This is a genomic window from uncultured Methanobrevibacter sp. (genome assembly GCF_905235195.1).
Taxonomy (GTDB): Archaea; Methanobacteriota; Methanobacteria; order Methanobacteriales; family Methanobacteriaceae; genus Methanarmilla.
Map to the genome: position 1 here is coordinate 24,737 of NZ_CAJOKH010000001.1, position 18,564 is coordinate 43,300.

Sequence of the window (18,564 nt, forward strand, 5' to 3'; positions counted from 1 at the left end):
TATTCACTATTTAATTATATACTTTTAAAATTATCATTCATTTTTATGATAGGTTATTTAAAGTAAATTGATATTTTTTCTTGCAAAAATTTTTTACTTTTTCATATGATAGTTCAGCTTTTAACTTATCTAAAATTAATATTTTTTTAAAGTATTTAAAAATTAAAAGTCAATAAAAAATCTTTCTTTTTAAAAAATATTATTCTCAATAAATAGTATTTTCAATAAATAGTATTTCAAAAAATAGTATAATCTATTGAAATTATATATAAAAATCGAAAAACAGAAAAATGCAGCCGCCGGGATTCGGACCCGGGTTGCTGGCTTGGAAGGCCAGAGTAATAACCAGACTATACCACGGCTGCATATATGCGGCGTCCGGGATTTGAACCCGGGTCTCTAACGTGGCAGGCTAGAGTCTTAACCAGGCTGGACTAACACCGCATTTGAAATATTTTAATACAACAAAATAATGTTGGTTTACATCATATATAAAGCTTTTGTTTTTTTTGCTTATTTTCCTATACTTTTTAGATCTTCTAAAAATATTTTTTTTATTTTTAATTAAATTAAGTTATGATTTTTTTTTTAGTTTAATATATTTATTTTATCTTGATTTTGTTTAAAAAAATGATTAGCAGTTGTTTAATTTTTAAGTTTTTTAAAAGTCTAATTTTTAATTAATTTATTAATTAATTATTTAATTATTTTTATTCTTATTGAATTTAGATATTATATTTATTTTTATAAAATAAAATTATGTATTTTATTTTTTTTATAATTAATATAATAATTTATTTGATATTTAAAAACATTTAAATAATATAAAATTATATATTAAAAGTGGAAAAATTTTTAATTTAATTTAATTTAATTTAATTTAATTTATTAATATCTTTAATGAATTTTCTTTAGTAAATGTTTATTTTTTCTTAATATTGTAGTAAAATGTATTATTTAATAAACTGATTAAGAATAAATAAATTTTATTATCTATTGGATTTTTAAAATTTTACAATTATTTTAATATTTTCCAAGTTTTTTTTTAAAGAAACTTTAAATTTTAATAAAATATTGTAATATAATTGTTATATTATTTTTTCTTATAAAAATAACGAATTGGTGAGTAAATGATTGATTTTAGTATTTATGTTCCGTTTTTAGGACTTTTAATATTTGGTAATATTGAAAATTTAATCTTGGCTTCCCAAGGGGTAGTTGTAGGTGTGGATTCTAAGAAACTTGCTCTTTTCAGTATTATTGCAGTGTCCTGTTGGTTGATTATAGGTACTTTTGCTACATCTTTTGCAATTCAGTATGCGGATGTAATAGAGTTCATTGGTGGTTTGGCAATTGCTATTTTAGGTGTTCAGTCTATGCTAAAAGCAACTCATATTATACATTAAATTTTTTAAGGGGTTAATTTATGGGATTTGATGAATTTAAACCATTTTTACCATTAATCATTTTTGGTAATATTGAAAATTTAGTACTTTCTTCTCAGGGAGTTATAGCAGGTGTAAATCCTCTAATTTTAGCTGGCTTATCTTTAATGTTTGTTATTTTTTGGCTATTATTAGGTACTTTAGGTACTAAAGTTGCTATTAAATATGCTGATTTAATTGAATTTATTGGTGGTTTTGCTATATTTGTTTTAGGTCTTCAAGCAATGCTAGGTGCTTTAGGCATTTTATAATTTTAGATAAAACTATTTTTCCTAGTTTACTTTTTTTCAATCAATATTATTATTATTATTATTAATATTTTTAGTGGATGAATTTATTAAATATAAATTCAAATTATTTTCTCATTTTTTATTATTATCATGCTATAGTCGATTGTTTATAAAAATACAATTTAAAATCACTAGTGAAAAATAAAATTTTAACCCTTCATTCAATTTCCAATTCTTCTTCCCTTTTTGGAAGAAGGGTAAATATTGTTGGAAATATTACCAGTAATATCCCAATTATTAATTGGAATATTAAAGTAGACCAATTATTATTTAAGATTAATTCATAAATTCCATTTGCTAAAATACCGATTAACAGTATTGGAATTATATATTTGATAAGATATACCCACCAATTACCTAATTTAATTTTTCCATTTTTATTAATGATTTTAAGTAATTTTTTATTATTGTACAACCATCCAAATATTAAACCTTCAAGAACAATTCCAAATAAAACTCCAAAGTTATTCAAGAATGAGTCTGCTATTTTAACCAAATAAGTTCCCATACCTGTTGCAAATACAGTTGATACAATAAATCCTATTGCACATAATATTGTTACAACATTTTCTCTTTTAATTTTAAATTTTTGAGTAATTGCATTAGATATTGGTTCAAGTAATGAAATTGTTGTAGTGATTCCTGCAAAGAATACGCATAAGAAGAATAAGGGTCCGATTATATTTGCATAAGGTCCCATTTTATTGAATACCATTGGAAATGCTACAAAAATAAGCCCTGTTCCCTCAGTTACTACATGATTAATAGGTACATGTTCTGTTATTGACATAAATCCAAGTATTGAAAATACTCCTATTGCAGTTAATAGCTCAAAACTACAGTTTGAAATTGCAACTATCCCTCCATTTTTAATAAGATTAGAATTTTTTGGAAGGTAACTTGAATATGTTGATATGACGCCCCAACCTAAACTTAGTGAAAATATAATTTGCCCTGCAGCTGCAAGCCAAATATTCAAATTGAAAAGTGCATCCCATTTTGGTTTAAATAATGCATTAATACCTATATTTGCACCTGGAAGTGTTATACTGTAAATAACAACAACTGCCATAATTCCTACAAGTAAGGGTATTAAGATTTTACTAAATCTTCCAATACCATTATTTAGATTTTGACGTGAAATATACCAGATTATACTCCATATAATTATTAAAGATCCTAAAACTGGCCATATGATATGGCTTAATCCACTGATGGAGGTGGTACTGTGAAGTAATGTTGTTGTAAAAAATGTATTTGTATTTGCTCCCCATCCTTTTGTAATACTTAATACTAAATATATGATGTCCCATCCAATAATTACAACATAATATATTAATATTAAAAATGGAACAAAACAAATAAACCAACCTACAACTTCAAGTGGCTTTTTAACCTTTTTATATATGTTTGGTACTGATGTTTTAAATTCAAAACCTATTACATATTCTAAATATAAGAAAGGTAAGGCAATTATTAAAATAGAAATAAGATATGGTATTAAAAAGGCGCCACCCCCATTTGAATATACAACATAGGGGTATCTCCATATATTTCCAAGTCCAATGGCAGATCCAATCATTGCCATAATAAATGATAATGTGCTGTCCCATTGGGGTTTGTTTTTTTCACTTTCCATTAGATTCACCTAAAAATTTAAAAAAATATTATTCTTTTCTTCCAATTGCACATAACCAATGCGTCTCCCCTTTGGTAAAGGTGGTGACATCTTTAAAACCAGCGTCTGCAAGCATTTGACCTAATTCATCTTCAGATGGTACAAACATTTCCAATAGTTTCATTCTATCTCCTAATCTTTCTTCAATATGTCCATCATTTAATTCCTCATTGCAAATGAATATTGCTCCATCATTTTTAAGTACACGTTTTATTTCCTTTAAATCTTCTTTAAAATCAGGCCAGAAATAAATAGTTTCAAATCCAGTTACAATATCTATACTTTCATCTTCAAAGGGAATATTTGACACTGTTCCTTCTAAGATTTCCACTTGTCCTTTTTCAATTGCTTCAGCATTATATTTTATTGATTCTTCAACACTTTTTTTTGAGTAATCAAGTCCATAAACTTTAGCATTCGTCATTGATGAAAATCTATTAACATTTACTCCTCCACCACAGCCAATATCAAGAATTATATCATCTTCGCATATATTCAGATGGCTTATTCCCCATTGAGCTAGGCTTTCATGAGATTTGTTCATTCTTTTAATCATTTGCTCTCCAAGCTCTCCTTTAGGTTTACGGCAATTTATCAATAATTCATCTGTTTCTGATTTTTTGATTTCATTTATTTCTTCTTGACTTAATTTATTTTCTTTAGGACACATTATTTTTACCTTGAATTATTTTTCCTATTAATATAATTATAAATCTAAATAGAGTGTTTAGTAAAGAAAAATTTTAAAATATTATTCTTCTTTTTATAAATAAAAATATAATTATGAATTTTATAATCTAATTTTTTAATTATATCTTAAAATTTAATATGAAATTTTGTTTCTCTTTATTTTTAAATATTTAAGTTTTATTTTTTATAATTATTATATAGTAGTAAAGATTAACTTTTAAGAAAATAATCTTTTATAAATTAATTAAATATATTTCTAATTTATCTTAATATTAATTAATATTTAACAATATTCACATTAAAAAAAGGTTTTTATTAGTAATAATGGTTGAAAATATTGTAGGGGTAAAAAAAGTTGTTTCTAGAAATTTATAATGAATTGTTTTATAAAAAAAGGTGAGAGATAGATAAAATCTATCTCATTAATGTTTATAATCACTTTGTGATTACATCATTGGAGGCATTCCGCCTGCTCCGCCCATAGCAGCTGGGTCAGGTTCTGACGCAGTAGATGCAATAACATCATCAATTCTTAAAATCATTTCAGCAGCTTCAGAAGCAGATTGGATTGCTTGTTTTTTGACACGTTTAGGTTCAATTACTCCAGCTTCTTTCATATCAGTAACTTCACCATTGAATACGTTTAATCCCATGGTGTTAGATTTTTCATGAGCAGCTCTTAAGTCTACTAATGAATCAATACTGTCAATACCAGCATTTTCAGCTAAAGTTTTAGGAACAACTTCTAAACTTTCTGCAAATGCATTTACAGCTAATTGTTCTCTTCCACTGATAGATTCAGCATAATCTTTTAATTTTTTAGCGATTGCTACTTCAGGAGCTCCTCCACCAGCAACAACTTTACCGTCTTCAACAGTAGCAGCAACTACGCCTATTGCATCTTCCATTGCTCTTTTAATTTCGTCTGCAATATGTTTAGTACTACCTCTAATAAGGAGGGTTACAGCTTTAGGTTCACTACATTCTTCAACAAAGATCATATCTTCACCAGAGACTTTTTTCTCTTCAACAGATCCAGCTAAACCTAAATCAGTAGCAACTAAATCTTCTACATTACTTACAACATTTGCTCCAGTAGCTTTGGATAATTTTTCAATATCTGATTTTTTTACTCTCCTAACAGCTAAAATTCCAGCTTTAGATAAGTAATGTTGAGCTAAATCATCAATACCTTTTTGACAGAATAAAACATTTGCTCCAGCATCAGCAATTTTATCAACCATTTCTTTTAACATATTTTCTTCTTGTTCAATAAATGCTTGCATTTGGCTAGGGTCTGTAATTCTGATTTCTGCATCAACTTCAGTTTCTTTAACTTCAATAGCAGAGTTAATAAGTGCAATTTTAGCATCTTTTACTGAATCTGGCATACCTTGGTGTACTCTTTCTTTGTCTACAATAACACCTTGAACGAGTTCAGTTTCTTCAACAGATGCTCCTTCTTTTTTCTCAATTTTAATATGGTCAATGTCAACTTTTCCATCTTCAGCAACTTGTTCGACAGCTTCAACAACGATTTTAGCAAGAGGTTCACGAGCTTTTTCAGTTCCTTTACCGGTCATTGCAGTAATTGCTACTTTGTTTAACATTGCAGTGTTAATATCAGCAATTGCAATGTCTTCTAAAATTTCTTGTGCTTTTTCAGCAGCTTGTCTGTATCCCATTGCAATAATGGTTGGGTGAATATCCATATCTAATAAATTTTCAGATTGTTTTAATAATTCTCCTGCAATAATAACAGCAGTAGTAGTTCCGTCTCCTACTTCATCTTCTTGAGTTTTTGCAACTTCAACAAGCATTTTTGCTGCAGGATGATCAATATCCATTTCTTTTAAGATGGTAACTCCATCATTAGTTACTACAATGTCTCCAAGTCCATCTACTAACATTTTGTCCATACCTTTTGGACCTAAAGTAGTTCTTACAGTTTCAGCTAAAACTTTACCCGCTAAAATATTATTTCTTTGTGCATCTCTACCAAGTAACCTGTTGGTTCCTTCTGGTAAAATAAAAATAGGTTGACCTTGTTGTGCCATATTTTCACCTCTATATTAAATTTAGTAATTATTACTAAATAGTAAATTTTTATTTAAAATGATTTTGATGTTTTGAAGAGTTTAACAGTTAAACATTTTATTTTACTAATTTTAACTATCTGTATCTTAGTAAAATTTTCATACTCCTCTTATTAATTTTAAAATTTATAAAATTTTTAATTAAAAAAAACATCTACATATACAACTGGGTTTAAGGTTATATAAATACTTTATGGTTAAAAGTAAATTATTGTAACTAAAAGTTAATAATTGGTATTATGGGTATTAAACCTATAAAAATCTATATTTTCATTTAATATTTCTTTATATATACTAAATTATTATAATATAATTTTTTATATCTTATTATTATTTTTTTAAATAACACTTATTTTTTCTAGAATATTCTCAACTTTTCCTTTATTAATTTTAATTATTCAATAATAAATATATTTTATTTTAAATTTTTTTAATATTATTTTAAATTTTTTAATATTTGAGGTTGTTATATTAGGTGGATAGAACTTATTGATTTTTTTTGATATTAGATGGTGATGATATTTTAAATGGATAAAATCTATTTATAGTTTTTACCAATTTTATTATAAATCATTTATAAACAAATATAATAAAAGTTTAGTAATTTACTATAATTTAATTTATCTTAGAAAATCTTGATAAGATAATATTTTTTAAAAACATCTAATACTCTAAATTTTTTAAAAAATATATAATTAAAATTAAATGTGGCAAAATCAGTCTTTTAATATTAAAATTTTTAAATATGAAAAAATAAGCTTTTTACTAATCTCTTTAATAAGTATATTATTAATTACTCTTAAAAATCTCTAAGTATATATTTTAGAATATAATCAACATTTATTTTTTCTAATAACATAATTAATAATTTCTCATTTATATGAAATAACACTTAAAAAAAAATATATACTTTTATATGTTTTAAAAACAATTATTATAATATGATAATTTAATTTAGTTGATTTTAGCTAAATTAATTTTAACTTAAAAATTCCATTATGAATTTGAAAATTTTTATTATGGAATAATTGTTTTTATTATGGAATTATTGGTATTATTTTTTAAGCCAATTAAGTTTATAATTATATTGAAATTGCTTAAGACAATTCAAGAGATTATAATCAATTTCTAAATTTCATTATAATAAATTACGGTGTGATTTTATGGTAGGAATCGTAGGTTATGGTGCTTATGTGCCATCTTATAGGATTAAGGTTGAAGAAATTGCCAAAGTTTGGGGTGATGATCCTGAATCCTTTAAAAGTGGTTTAGTTGTTAATGAGAAATCAGTACCAGCTTCTGATGAAGATACTGTTACTATATCTGTCATGGCAGCTAGAAATGCATTAAAAAGAGCTCAAATTGATTCTAAAAAAATTGGGGCAGTTTATGTTGGTTCTGAATCTCATCCATATGCGGTAAAACCAACTGCTACTATTGTTGCTGATGCAATTGATGCAACTCCAAATTTAACTGCAGCAGATTTAGAATTTGCTTGTAAAGCAGGTACTGCAGGAATTCAAATAAATATGGGTTTAGTCGAATCTGGTATGATTGACTATGGTTTAGCTATCGGAGCAGATACTTCACAAGGAGCTCCAGGTGATGCTTTAGAATATACTGCTTCTGCCGGTGGTGCTGCTTATGTTATAGGTAAAGAAAATACAATTGCAGATATTGAAAAAACATGTAGTTTCACAACTGATACTCCAGATTTTTACAGAAGAGAAGGTCAAAATTATCCCTCTCATGGTGGAAGATTTACAGGTAAGCCAGCATACTTTAAGCATGTTGAAGGTGCTGCAAAAAGAATGTTTGAATTAACTGATTCAAATGCAAAAGATTATGATTATTGTTGTTTCCACCAACCTAACGGTAAATTTTATTTAAGAGCTGCAAAATCATTTGGATTTACTCAAGAACAATATAAATATGGTTTATTAACTCCTAATATTGGAAATACATATTCTGGTGCTGTTCCTTTAGGTTTATCTAATATTTTAGATCATGCTAAAGCAGGTGACCGATTGTTTATTGTAAGTTATGGTTCTGGTGCTGGTAGTGATGCTTTTGTAATGGAAGTTAACGATAGAATAGAAGAAGTCAGAGATTTAGCTAGTAAAACTGAAGATTACATTGCTACAAAGAAATATGTGGATTATGCAGTTTATGCTAAATATAAAGGTAAAATAAAAATGATATAGGGGTGTAAAAATGAGAGACGTAGCTATTATAGGTGTTTCACAAACTAAATTTGGAGAACTATGGGACGCATCATTTAGATCCCTTATTGCAGAAGCAGGTCTAGGTGCAATGGAAGATTCAAATATTGGAGGAAATGATTTAGATGCAATGTATGTTGGAAATATGTCTTCCGGTTTATTTGTAAATCAGGAACATATTGCATCACTTATTGCAGATCATATGGGTTTAAACCCTATTCCATGTACTAGAGTAGAAGCAGCATGTGCATCTGGAAGTCTCGCTTTAAGACAAGGAATTTTTGCTGTTGCTTCTGGTTATCATGATATTGTAGTTTCTGCAGGTGTGGAAAAAATGACTGATGTTGTAGATGCAACACCAGCTATTGCAACTGCATCTGATATTGAATGGGAAGCTCAACAAGGTGCAACATTCCCATCATTATATGCAATGATTGCAAAAAGACATATGCATGAATATGGTACTACCAGAGAACAACTTGCAGAATTTGCAGTGGTTGCTCATCATAATGCATCAAATAATCCAAGGGCACAATTCCCATTTGAAATTACTGTTGATAAAGCATTAAATGCTACTATGGTTGCAGATCCTTTAACTTTATTTGATTGTTCACCAGTTTCAGATGGTGCTTCTGCTGTTGTATTATGTCCTGCTGAAGATGCTCATAAATATACAGATACACCAATTTATGTTAGAGCTTCACAACAGGCATCAGGTACTATTGCACTTCATGATAGGAAAGATATAACTACTCTTGGTGCAACTAAAGCTGCATCACAAAGAGCATATAAACAAGCAGGTTTAACTGTTAAAGATATTGACCTTGCAGAAGTTCATGATTGTTTCTCAATTAATGGTATTCTAGCTATTGAGGATTTAGGATTCTGTCAGAAAGGTCAAGGTGGAGTGGTAGTTGCTGAAGGTCAAACTAGAACTGATGGTGATTTCCCTATTAATCCATCTGGTGGACTTAAAGCTAGAGGACATCCTCTTGGTGCAACTGGTATTGCTCAAGCAGCTGAAGTTGTATGGCAATTAAGAGGAGAAGCAGGTAAACGTCAAGTAGATAATGCAGAAATAGGACTTACTCAAAATGTTGGTGGTACAGGAGGAACCTGTGCTGTACATATCTTCGGTAGAGAACCTAATAATAATTAGGTTTTTTCTTTTTTTCTTATTTTTTTTTAATTTTTCTTTAATATTTTTTAGATAATTTTTTTTAGATAAAAGTAGTATTCTAGTTTTTTTCATCTTTTTTTTAGATATTTTTTTTTTCATTGGTAATTTTTTAGAAAACTTTTTTTTTATTTATTTAGATGCTGTTGTATACGTGTAGTCGTCTCCAAAAATTAATTTATCAATATAATCCATATCTACATTTTCTTCAATTAATTGTGCCAATTGTTCAAGGGAATTATCTAAACTATCTTCATAAGGATCACTTACACCATCATCTAATTTTAATCCCTTATTTTTCCTTATATGGTTTAATAGGTTTCGACGTAAATTGTAATTGTGGAATATTCCATGAACATATGTGCCGAATACATTTGACTGTCCACATGCCCCGTCAAAGGGACTGTCATAATCATTTCCCACCCCTTCTTCAACAATAAATAGTGGAAAAGTACTGTTGATTGAAGGATTTATTATGGTACTTGTGCCTTCATGTTGTTCATAACCTGTTAACTCTTCTTCTTCAAGACCTTTAAATATGATTTTTGCAAGTCCGCATAAATAGTCATTATCAGGAACTCTTAATTTTGTCTGGCATGCTGCTTTAATGGTGTTTGTAAATTCTGTTTTTAAATTAAGAAGTCCAAGGCCTGTTACATGTTTAAGATTAGATTCTTTCATATTTTCGTCAATTAATTCTTGGCCTAATATTTGGTAACCACCGCAAATTCCAATTACAGGTATTTTTTCTCCTCTTTCAATTATTTTTTCTCCAAGATCGCTATCTACTAATGCCTTTGCATCACTTGTTGAGGTACGTGTACCTGGAATGATTATCATATCCACATCATCAAGTTCACTTGGTGAATCATATATTGATACCATTTTAATCCTTACATCTGGCTCTGTTTCAAGAGGATCTATATCTGTAAAATTAGCTATTTTAGGTAATTTTATAACTCCAATAGTAATATCCTTTTGTTTATCCTCATATTCAAGGAATTTATGATCTGCTAAAGATTGGGAATCTTCTTCAGGTAATTTAAGACTTTTATCAAAAGGTATAACTCCTAAAACTGGTGCTTTAATAATGTTTTCTAATTTTTCAATTCCCGGCATTAATATGTCTAGGTTTCCTGAAAATTTATTGATTATTACAGCTTTAAGACGTGCATGGTCACGTTCATTAAGAAGTGCAAATGTTCCTGCAATTGCAGCAAAAACTCCTCCTCTATCAATATCTGCAACAAGAACTACATCACAATCTGCCATGTGTGCAACTTCCATATTTGCAATATCTTCTTCTCTCATATTTATTTCAGATGGAGAACCTGCACCTTCTATAAATATAATGTCATATTTTTTACTAAGTCTCTTGTATGATTCATTCATGGCACGTATTGCTTCTTGTTTAAAATCATGTTGATAAGTGTAGAAATCCATATCATCTACTACTTTTCCTTGTATAATAACTTGAGAAATAAAATTACCTTTCGGTTTAAGTAAAATAGGATTCATATCTATTTCAGGTTCAATTTTAGCTGCTAATGATTGTAAATATTGTGCAACTGCCATTTCACCATTTTCTTTAGTAGTGTATGAATTTAGTGACATGTTTTGAGATTTAAAGGGCGCTACCTTATATCCTCTTTTCATATAAATTCTACATAATGCAGCTACAAGTAAACTTTTTCCTGCATTGGATGATGTGCCTTGAATCATTAATGTTTTTGTCATAAAATTACCTTAAATTTAATATTATTCATTGTTACTCTAAATATCAATATTATTTTTAGTTATTTTGAAAATTTTCATTATTTTTTTATTTAATATAGTTTTTAAAAATTAATTAAATTTATTCTTATCTTCATTATAAGTTTTTATTAATTATTATTAAAGTATATTTATATTTTTTTAACTTATACTTGATTTTCAATACAAGTTTTTGAAAGTGCCAAAAACTATTATTTTAATAAAAGAGAGGGTAGATTTTCTCTATATTTTAATATTTTAATTACTTTAATTTACTAAAACAAAAATCTTTTTATACTAATTTAACATAAGTTATTAATGTATGTTAATATAGGTAAATAATAAGTTAAAAAGATAATTTATTATTGATATTTTATTTATAAAAATAATTATGAGGTTTATTTATGGAATTAAAAAACGATTCCTCTATTAGAGAAGAATCAAAAGATGATTCTTCTATTAATGAAGAAGAGGTTTTAGATGAAAACATTACTGATGATAATAGTGATGTTAATCTTGATGATTCTAATGATGAAAATAAAGATGTAATTTTAAAACCTCAAATTGATGATGAATCAGAAAATTCTCAAGAGGACATGTCTTCAGATGAAAATAATGAGATAACTGATGATCTAGTTCCTGAAACAGAAAAATTAGGACCTATGGTTGATTATGAATCTGTTAAAACTAGTGAAGATATTGATATTCCTCCTCTTTTAATAGACCAAGTTATTGGTCATGAAGAAGCTGTTGAAACTATTAAAAAAGCAGCTAAACAAAGGAGAAATGTTCTTTTAATAGGTAATCCTGGTGTTGGAAAATCAATGCTTGCAAAGGGAATGTCAGAATTATTACCTCCTGAAATATTACAAGATGTTCTTGTATATCCTAATCCTGATGATCAGAATCATCCTTTAATAAGGACAGTTCCTGCAGGTGAAGGTAAAATTATTGTAAATAGTGCTAAATCTTCATCTAAAATTTATGAGGAGAGAAAATCATTAATTATAATGGTAGCAATTGCAGGAGTATTGGCTTTAGGATTTTTCTACAATGCATTACTTGAATCAATTATTGCATCTGCATTCATATTTTTAATTGGACTTCAAATCAAACCTAAAAATATTTCTCAAGGTCCTAAATTATTAGTAAATAATTCAGATAAAAGATTTGCACCATTTTTCGATGGAACTGGTGCTCATGCAGGTGCACTTCTTGGTGATGTGAGACATGACCCATATCAATCTGGTGGTTTAGGAACTCCTGCTCATGAACGTGTAGAACCTGGAATGATTCATAAGGCTCATAATGGTGTTTTATACATTGATGAAATTGGTACTATGAGTATGAAAACTCAACAAGAGCTCTTATCTGCAATGCAAGAAAAACGTTATGCTATTACGGGTCAAAGTGAAAACAGTAGTGGTGCGATGGTTCGTTCTCAAGCAGTACCATGTGACTTTGTATTAGTAGCATCTGGTAATATTAAGGTTTTAGAAGGTATGCATATTGCAATGCGTTCAAGAATTAGGGGATATGGTTATGAAGTCTATATGAAAGACCATATGGATGATAATGATGAAAACCGTAAAAAACTTGTAAGATTTGTAGCACAGGAAATTAAAAATGATGGAAGAATTCCACCATTTGATACAACAGCTATGGATGAAATTATTCTTGAAGCTAAACGTAGAGCAGGTAAAAAAGATGCATTAACCCTTAAACTTAGAGATTTAGGTGGTCTTGTAAGATCATCTGGAGATGTTGCTAAAGAAGAAGGTGAATCATTTGTTACTGCACAACATGTTGTAAAAGCTAAAAGATTTGCTAGAACTCTTGAACAACAAATGGCAGATATGTCTATTCAAAATAGAAAAGATTACTCTGTATTCAGTGCTGAAGGTGGAAGAGTTGGTGTGGTTAATGGTTTAGCTATTATAGGAGATAGAAGTGGTATTGTTATGCCAATTGCTGCTGAAATGGCTCCGGCAAACAGTAAAAATGAAGGTAAAATCATTGTCTCTGGTAAATTAGGAGAAATTGCTGAGGCTAGTGTACAAAATATTTCAGCTATTATTAAAAAATACACCCAAGTTGATATATCTGATTATGATATTCATGTACAGTTCCTTCAAGCATATGATGGTGTAGAAGGAGATTCTGCTAGTGTTTCTATGACTGCAGCAGTTATTTCTGCAGTTGAAGGTATTCCTGTAGATCAAACAGTAGCACTCACTGGTTCATTAAGTGTTCGTGGTGATGTAATGCCTATTGGTGGAGCTACTGGAAAAATAGAAGCAGCTGCAGAAGCAGGTATTAAGAAAGTACTTATTCCTAAATCTAATTTAGGTGATGTTATGATTGAGGATAGATATAAAGAAATGATTGAAATTATCCCAATTGAAACTATTGATGATGTACTTGATAATATTTTAATAAATGGTTCTAGAAAAGATAATTTAATGGCTAAAATTAAAGAAATTAGAGAATCTGTTAGTGATTCTGTTTCTGATATTTCAATAAACACTCCACAAGCACACTAATTTCTAAATTTTATTTATTTTTTTATTTTTCTAATTTTTCTTTTTTTATTTTATTTAATTTTATTTATTTTGTCTTATTAGACTATTTTTTAATATTCAATAAAAATTATTTTTATAGTTATTTACCAAATTTTTATTATAAATCATATATAAACAAGTATAATAAAAGTTTAGTAATTTACTATAAGCTTTTTTTCTTTAAAATCATTTTAGCAGTCTAAATTTTCCCTTTAAAAATATTTATATTTGAAATTTTATTCTTTATATAAAAAGCCTTTTTTATCTAATTCATTTTTAATATCTTCAAGTGTTTCTTTATTTATTGCACAGATAGTTGTTTGGCGATATTCACTTAAATTATATAGATTTTCTAAATCTCTTTTTCTCTCATCATAATTATTTAAATTATTAAGGAATTTTTCATATTCTTCAACTTCAGAAACATTAATCATTCTAACTAAGGGTTCTTTAAAACCTTTAATTGGATATGAAACATTTTTTATGGTACCATTATATTTTCTAATAATAATATCTGCTACATCATATAATTCATCAACTGTATTTTTTAATTTTAAACTTTCACAGCTTTCATTAATGTCTGATAATATTTTTTTAACAGTTCCATCAATATTATCACTTTGAATTACTTTAATGTCATTTTTTTGGGCTTGTGACATTAAATAATCATGAATAATACGATTTTCCATAAAGTAATCTAGTTGTTTTCCGCCTCTTCCAATTTCTGTAGCTCTTTTTACAAAACGGTTTTTATGAGAATTTTCATCTGCACTTAAAACAAAGAAATGAACAGAAGCATTATCCTTAAATTTATCTAAGTCAATCATTCCCGGAATCAAATGAACTCCTTCAATAATAATATCATCATGATCTTTAACAGCTCTTTCAATAACCTTTTCAATTGCAGGTAGTACAAAAGAAGAATGTTCTACAAAACCTGCACTAATTAATTCTTCTTCATTTTTATATCTGTTCTGATTTCTAAGTGTTTTATAAGCATTATATGATGAACTATGTAACGCAGGTGCATAATCATCCCCAATAATTCCTCTTACAACTTCTCTTATAAAATCAGATTCAATTAAATGTTTTATATTAAGTGATTTAGCTAACTCAGATGCAACTGTTGATTTGCCTATTCCAGAAGCACTTCCTATTAAAATTACATATGGTTTCATTTAAATTCCTCTCAAAGTTTTTTTTCAATAATAATGTTTAATAATTAATAACCTATTATTTTTAAATTTATATATAGAATCTTTATAAAATATTTATATAATTCTTTTTGATTCCCATACACTTTGGATTATTACAGATTTATCTTTATCGATTGCTATTATTATAACTAATTCTTTATTGGAATAGTTTTCGGAAGGGTAATACAATTTAAATTCATTCCTTTTGTCTTGTTCTATATCTAAAGGGTCTTCATTCAATATTACCTTTCGAATATATTCTTCACTAATCTCCCTTGATTGTTCTCTTTTAAAGCTGTGTTTTGTAAATATTAATTTATTTCCATTTAAACTCATGAGAATCTCATCTACATCTGAAATACTGTAACTATTATTTGCCATAGTTTATCCCTTTTTTAATACTAATTTTTATTCTTTTTCCACCCTTTATTTTTCATATTTTTTATTTTCATCTTTATTTATAGAATATTCCTTATATTTGTTAAAAAGAAGTTTATCTCTTTTTTCTTTACTGATTAATTGATTATCGTATGATAATTCGATTAGTCTAATGTAATTGCCTATGACCAATTCTTCGTAATTAGTATAGGATTCATATAATTGCTGTGTAAAACCAAGCTTTCTTGCATTTCTTTTAATGTGTGGTTTGAACTTTTCACGTTCTTCCTCTGTAATTTTTCCAAGGAGATTTAGTCTAAATAAAAATGCATCATGACTTATTTGATAATATTGTTCTGCTTTAATAATGTCTTCAAGTGTCCATTTTTCAATATTAAATTCCTCTTCATATGAATCTAATCCTCCATGAGGTAAAAGGAGACATGATGCAAAGTTTTCAGCATTAGATTCAATTTCTTCATGACTTAGTGAGCTTATGTTTATATAGTTCCTTTCAGCCATTAAATGATAGATTTCATGTGCCAATGTAAATCTTTGTCTTCCTAAAGGGTGATTTGAGTTAATAAAGATAAGTACTTGATTGGATACTATACAAGATGATCCGCTAAAGTTTCCATCAAATTTTAAAAAGGATATAGTGAGATTATTAATTTTATTTAAGGCGAGGGATATTATGTCAATAGGGTTATTATCATGAATATTCCATTTTCTCCTACATTTATTTGCAAGTTCATTCATTTCAAAATAGTTAGAATAATCCATTTTATTCACCAATAATGCTTAATATTATTTTTTTAAGTTTAAATCTATTATATCATTATAAGAGAATCGTAATTATGATTTTTCATCAATATTTTAAATCATATTTATAAACAAGAATTATTAAACTAATAATACTTATTATAGGTCTTTAGTAATTTCATTTAAATATTCAATGTCTTTTAATATTCTATTCATTTTTGCAAGACCATTTAAATCTTTATTGTGAATATCAGACCTAAATACATAGGTATTTATTTTATATTCTTCATTTCCATAGAGAATATAATCTTCACTACAATTATATAAATCGCATAATTTTTTTAAAGCAGATTTTTGTAGTTTTCTGCTATCATTTTCAATTCTTGCAATTTGTCCCTGATTATAATCAAGATATTTTCCAATATCTGATTGTGTAAAGTTATAGTGTTTTCTTAAATTTTTTAATCTACTTCCTACACTTTCCATTTTTCTCACTATTATACTAATTAATTATAGTTTTGACATAATCTTTATATAAGCTTTTAGTATTTTTATTCCATTTAAATATAATTTTTTTTAAATTTTTCCATATAAATTTATTATTTTTTCTATCAAAAAGCTTATTATTTAATAAATTAGTGATTTACAAAAATTTTTTATATTTCAAATATCTAAATATAATTATTTATATATAATAATATTGATTGGTGATATTTTGATTGTAAGTGGTTCAGCTTCTCAAAAATTAGCAGCTAATGTGGCAAAAGAGTTAAATGATGTTTTTGTTAGGGTCGAAACTAAAAAATTCCCTGATGGTGAAAAATATTTACGTGTACATGGAAATGTTGATGAAGAGGTTACTATTATTCAATCTACAGGTTTTCCTCAAGATGAGACTCTTGTTGAATTATTGTTTTTAATAAGGAATCTTAAAGATTTGGGGGCAAAAAAAGTTAAAGTTATTGTTCCTTTTATGGGTTATGCAAGACAAGAACGTAGATTTAATGATGGTGAAGCAATATCAGCAAAGATTGTTGCCGAATTAATTGAAATGGCTGGTGCTGATGAATTTGCATCAATCAACCTTCATGAAGATTGTGTTAGGAAATTCTTCAATATTCCAGCATATAATTTGTCTGCTATGCCAGCTATTGCAGACTATGTAAGTGAAATAACAAATGACCCAATTATTATTGCTCCAGATAAAGGTGCTTTAGGTTTTGCAGAGGAAATTTCAGAAATTTTAGGATGTAATTGTACATATCTTAAAAAAGTCAGACTTGGACCTGATAAAGTTGAAACTACTATAGCAGATATAGATGAAAGTGAGGATAATGGTAGTAAAGTGGAAATATCTTCTGTTAAAGGAAAGGAAGCTGTCATTATTGATGATATTATTGCAACAGGTGGTACAATAGTTAACGCTATAAACATTTTAAAAGAACATGGTGCAGTAAGTGTAAATGTATGTTGTGTACATCCAACACTTGTAAATGATGCTATTAGTAAAATTTTTGCTGCAGGGGCAAAGGACCTTGCAGGAACTGACACATTGAAATCTGATGTAAGCAGTATAAGTCTGGCAAAAACTATTGCTAATCATCTAAGGGAATAATTTTATCTCAGTATTTTTTAATATTTTTTATTTTTTTTTAGTATTTTTTTTATTTTATTCAATTTTGATTGTTTTTACATTTTTGATATTAAATTTAAAAAATAATTATATGTTTATAAAATTTATAAAGGTTTTATATTTTTGGACTTTTGTAGAAATCCTATTTGATTATTACAAAAATTTTTATAATATGTATTTTTGTTCAATTTTACTCTAATTTTTGAAAAAGGATTATAACCTCCAATATTTTTATTCTTTATCATTTAATTCAAATTCAATCAAATGGGTATCTATAAAGCTTATTTTTGTATAACTTAACTTTTAGGGGCCTGAAATTTTCTGAATAAAATTTGGGCTAAAATTTCTTATTTTTTATGTTTATCATATTTATTTATAATTGTTTGTAAAAATACAATTTAATTTTCATTATTTTTAATAAATAGGGTCTTTATATCGTTAAATTTAAATAGTATGTATTACATATATTTATTTGATGATCAAAATGAAACAGAGATTAAATTTAGATATTAAAGACCCAAATTATACTTTGTTGAAAGAAATATTTAAAATTATGGATTGCAGAGAAACTTCTGAAATATTAGTTTCAAATGGTTTTAAAAACATTAACAAACAAGTATTTACATTTAAAATCATATTCATCAGCATGTTCTTTGGATTAGACATTCCATTTATCTTAAAAGA

At 27.3% G+C, this 18,564-nt stretch carries 14 protein-coding genes, 2 tRNA genes and 1 pseudogene; 7 read left to right on the forward strand and 10 right to left on the reverse strand.

Annotated features, from left to right (window positions below):
* Positions 1–291 precede the first annotated feature (291 nt).
* Positions 292–365: transfer RNA gene (locus QZ146_RS00115), tRNA-Gly, on the reverse strand.
* Between the two features lie 5 nt (positions 366–370).
* A tRNA-Gly gene (locus QZ146_RS00120) sits at positions 371–444 on the reverse strand.
* A gap of 686 nt (positions 445–1,130) precedes the next feature.
* On the opposite strand from QZ146_RS00120, the gene QZ146_RS00125 reads away from it, so the two are divergent.
* Both QZ146_RS00125 and QZ146_RS00130 read left to right on the forward strand, forming a co-directional pair.
* Entirely contained in the window at positions 1,131–1,406 is a 276-nt protein-coding gene (locus QZ146_RS00125) for a hypothetical protein (RefSeq protein ID WP_295721250.1), read from the forward strand.
* A gap of 20 nt (positions 1,407–1,426) precedes the next feature.
* Positions 1,427–1,696, forward strand: a complete 270-nt coding sequence (locus QZ146_RS00130; RefSeq protein ID WP_295721252.1) for a hypothetical protein — start codon at positions 1,427–1,429, stop codon at positions 1,694–1,696.
* Between the two features lie 196 nt (positions 1,697–1,892).
* Here QZ146_RS00130 and QZ146_RS00135 read toward each other — a convergent pair whose 3' ends face one another.
* The 3 genes from QZ146_RS00135 to thsB form a co-directional block, all read right to left on the reverse strand.
* Positions 1,893–3,374 carry a sodium-dependent transporter gene (locus QZ146_RS00135; protein ID WP_295721254.1) on the reverse strand — a complete coding sequence of 494 codons (1,482 nt, stop codon included), beginning with the start codon at positions 3,372–3,374 and terminating at the stop codon, positions 1,893–1,895.
* A 28-nt stretch (positions 3,375–3,402) separates the two neighbouring features.
* The gene (locus tag QZ146_RS00140) at positions 3,403–4,083 is read right to left on the reverse strand and encodes a class I SAM-dependent methyltransferase (RefSeq protein ID WP_295721256.1); all 681 of its coding nucleotides are present in this window, start codon (positions 4,081–4,083) and stop codon (positions 3,403–3,405) included.
* Positions 4,084–4,549: 466 nt separating this feature from the next.
* Entirely contained in the window at positions 4,550–6,160 is a 1,611-nt protein-coding gene (gene thsB / locus QZ146_RS00145; protein WP_295721258.1) for a thermosome subunit beta, read from the reverse strand.
* A 1,202-nt stretch (positions 6,161–7,362) separates the two neighbouring features.
* On the opposite strand from thsB, the gene QZ146_RS00150 reads away from it, so the two are divergent.
* Together QZ146_RS00150 and QZ146_RS00155 are read left to right on the forward strand one after the other, a co-directional pair.
* On the forward strand, positions 7,363–8,403 hold the full coding sequence (locus tag QZ146_RS00150) for a hydroxymethylglutaryl-CoA synthase (RefSeq protein ID WP_295721260.1): 1,041 nt from the start codon (positions 7,363–7,365) through the stop codon (positions 8,401–8,403).
* A gap of 10 nt (positions 8,404–8,413) precedes the next feature.
* Positions 8,414–9,580 (forward strand): thiolase domain-containing protein, encoded by a 1,167-nt coding sequence (locus QZ146_RS00155; protein ID WP_295721262.1) that lies wholly within the window; start codon positions 8,414–8,416, stop codon positions 9,578–9,580.
* 150 nt (positions 9,581–9,730) lie between these two features.
* Here QZ146_RS00155 and cobQ read toward each other — a convergent pair whose 3' ends face one another.
* Positions 9,731–11,335, reverse strand: coding sequence for a cobyric acid synthase CobQ (gene cobQ / locus QZ146_RS00160; RefSeq protein WP_295721264.1), 1,605 nt, complete (start codon positions 11,333–11,335; stop codon positions 9,731–9,733).
* Between the two features lie 611 nt (positions 11,336–11,946).
* On the opposite strand from cobQ, the gene lonB reads away from it, so the two are divergent.
* Positions 11,947–13,893 carry an ATP-dependent protease LonB gene (gene lonB / locus QZ146_RS00165; RefSeq protein ID WP_295721280.1) on the forward strand — a complete coding sequence of 649 codons (1,947 nt, stop codon included), beginning with the start codon at positions 11,947–11,949 and terminating at the stop codon, positions 13,891–13,893.
* A gap of 254 nt (positions 13,894–14,147) precedes the next feature.
* Here the strand turns inward: lonB and QZ146_RS00170 are convergent, their stop codons facing one another.
* From QZ146_RS00170 to QZ146_RS00185, 4 genes are all read right to left on the reverse strand, one after another.
* Complete coding sequence (locus QZ146_RS00170; protein WP_295721266.1) at positions 14,148–15,089, reverse strand: 3H domain-containing protein; 942 nt, start codon at positions 15,087–15,089, stop codon at positions 14,148–14,150.
* Between the two features lie 93 nt (positions 15,090–15,182).
* A complete protein-coding gene (locus QZ146_RS00175) occupies positions 15,183–15,488 on the reverse strand; it encodes a DUF4258 domain-containing protein (protein ID WP_295721268.1) in 306 nt (101 codons plus the stop codon).
* A 45-nt stretch (positions 15,489–15,533) separates the two neighbouring features.
* Positions 15,534–16,268, reverse strand: a complete 735-nt coding sequence (locus tag QZ146_RS00180; RefSeq protein WP_295721270.1) for an ImmA/IrrE family metallo-endopeptidase — start codon at positions 16,266–16,268, stop codon at positions 15,534–15,536.
* A gap of 138 nt (positions 16,269–16,406) precedes the next feature.
* Positions 16,407–16,733, reverse strand: coding sequence for a helix-turn-helix domain-containing protein (locus QZ146_RS00185; protein WP_295721272.1), 327 nt, complete (start codon positions 16,731–16,733; stop codon positions 16,407–16,409).
* Positions 16,734–16,962: 229 nt separating this feature from the next.
* Between QZ146_RS00185 and QZ146_RS00190 the strand changes: the two genes are divergently transcribed.
* The gene (locus QZ146_RS00190) at positions 16,963–17,862 is read left to right on the forward strand and encodes a ribose-phosphate diphosphokinase (protein ID WP_295721275.1); all 900 of its coding nucleotides are present in this window, start codon (positions 16,963–16,965) and stop codon (positions 17,860–17,862) included.
* Between the two features lie 502 nt (positions 17,863–18,364).
* Positions 18,365–18,564: pseudogene (locus QZ146_RS00195) on the forward strand (IS5/IS1182 family transposase); the annotation flags it as partial.

Coding starts and splice junctions, on each gene's coding strand:
- QZ146_RS00125 (WP_295721250.1), top strand. CDS start 1,131: ATGATTGATTTTAGTATTTATGTTCCGTTTTTAGGACTTTTAATATTT.
- QZ146_RS00130 (WP_295721252.1), top strand. CDS start 1,427: ATGGGATTTGATGAATTTAAACCATTTTTACCATTAATCATTTTTGGT.
- QZ146_RS00135 (WP_295721254.1), bottom strand. CDS start 3,374: ATGGAAAGTGAAAAAAACAAACCCCAATGGGACAGCACATTATCATTT.
- QZ146_RS00140 (WP_295721256.1), bottom strand. CDS start 4,083: ATGTGTCCTAAAGAAAATAAATTAAGTCAAGAAGAAATAAATGAAATC.
- thsB (WP_295721258.1), bottom strand. CDS start 6,160: ATGGCACAACAAGGTCAACCTATTTTTATTTTACCAGAAGGAACCAAC.
- QZ146_RS00150 (WP_295721260.1), top strand. CDS start 7,363: ATGGTAGGAATCGTAGGTTATGGTGCTTATGTGCCATCTTATAGGATT.
- QZ146_RS00155 (WP_295721262.1), top strand. CDS start 8,414: ATGAGAGACGTAGCTATTATAGGTGTTTCACAAACTAAATTTGGAGAA.
- cobQ (WP_295721264.1), bottom strand. CDS start 11,335: ATGACAAAAACATTAATGATTCAAGGCACATCATCCAATGCAGGAAAA.
- lonB (WP_295721280.1), top strand. CDS start 11,947: ATGTCTTCAGATGAAAATAATGAGATAACTGATGATCTAGTTCCTGAA.
- QZ146_RS00170 (WP_295721266.1), bottom strand. CDS start 15,089: ATGAAACCATATGTAATTTTAATAGGAAGTGCTTCTGGAATAGGCAAA.
- QZ146_RS00175 (WP_295721268.1), bottom strand. CDS start 15,488: ATGGCAAATAATAGTTACAGTATTTCAGATGTAGATGAGATTCTCATG.
- QZ146_RS00180 (WP_295721270.1), bottom strand. CDS start 16,268: ATGGATTATTCTAACTATTTTGAAATGAATGAACTTGCAAATAAATGT.
- QZ146_RS00185 (WP_295721272.1), bottom strand. CDS start 16,733: ATGGAAAGTGTAGGAAGTAGATTAAAAAATTTAAGAAAACACTATAAC.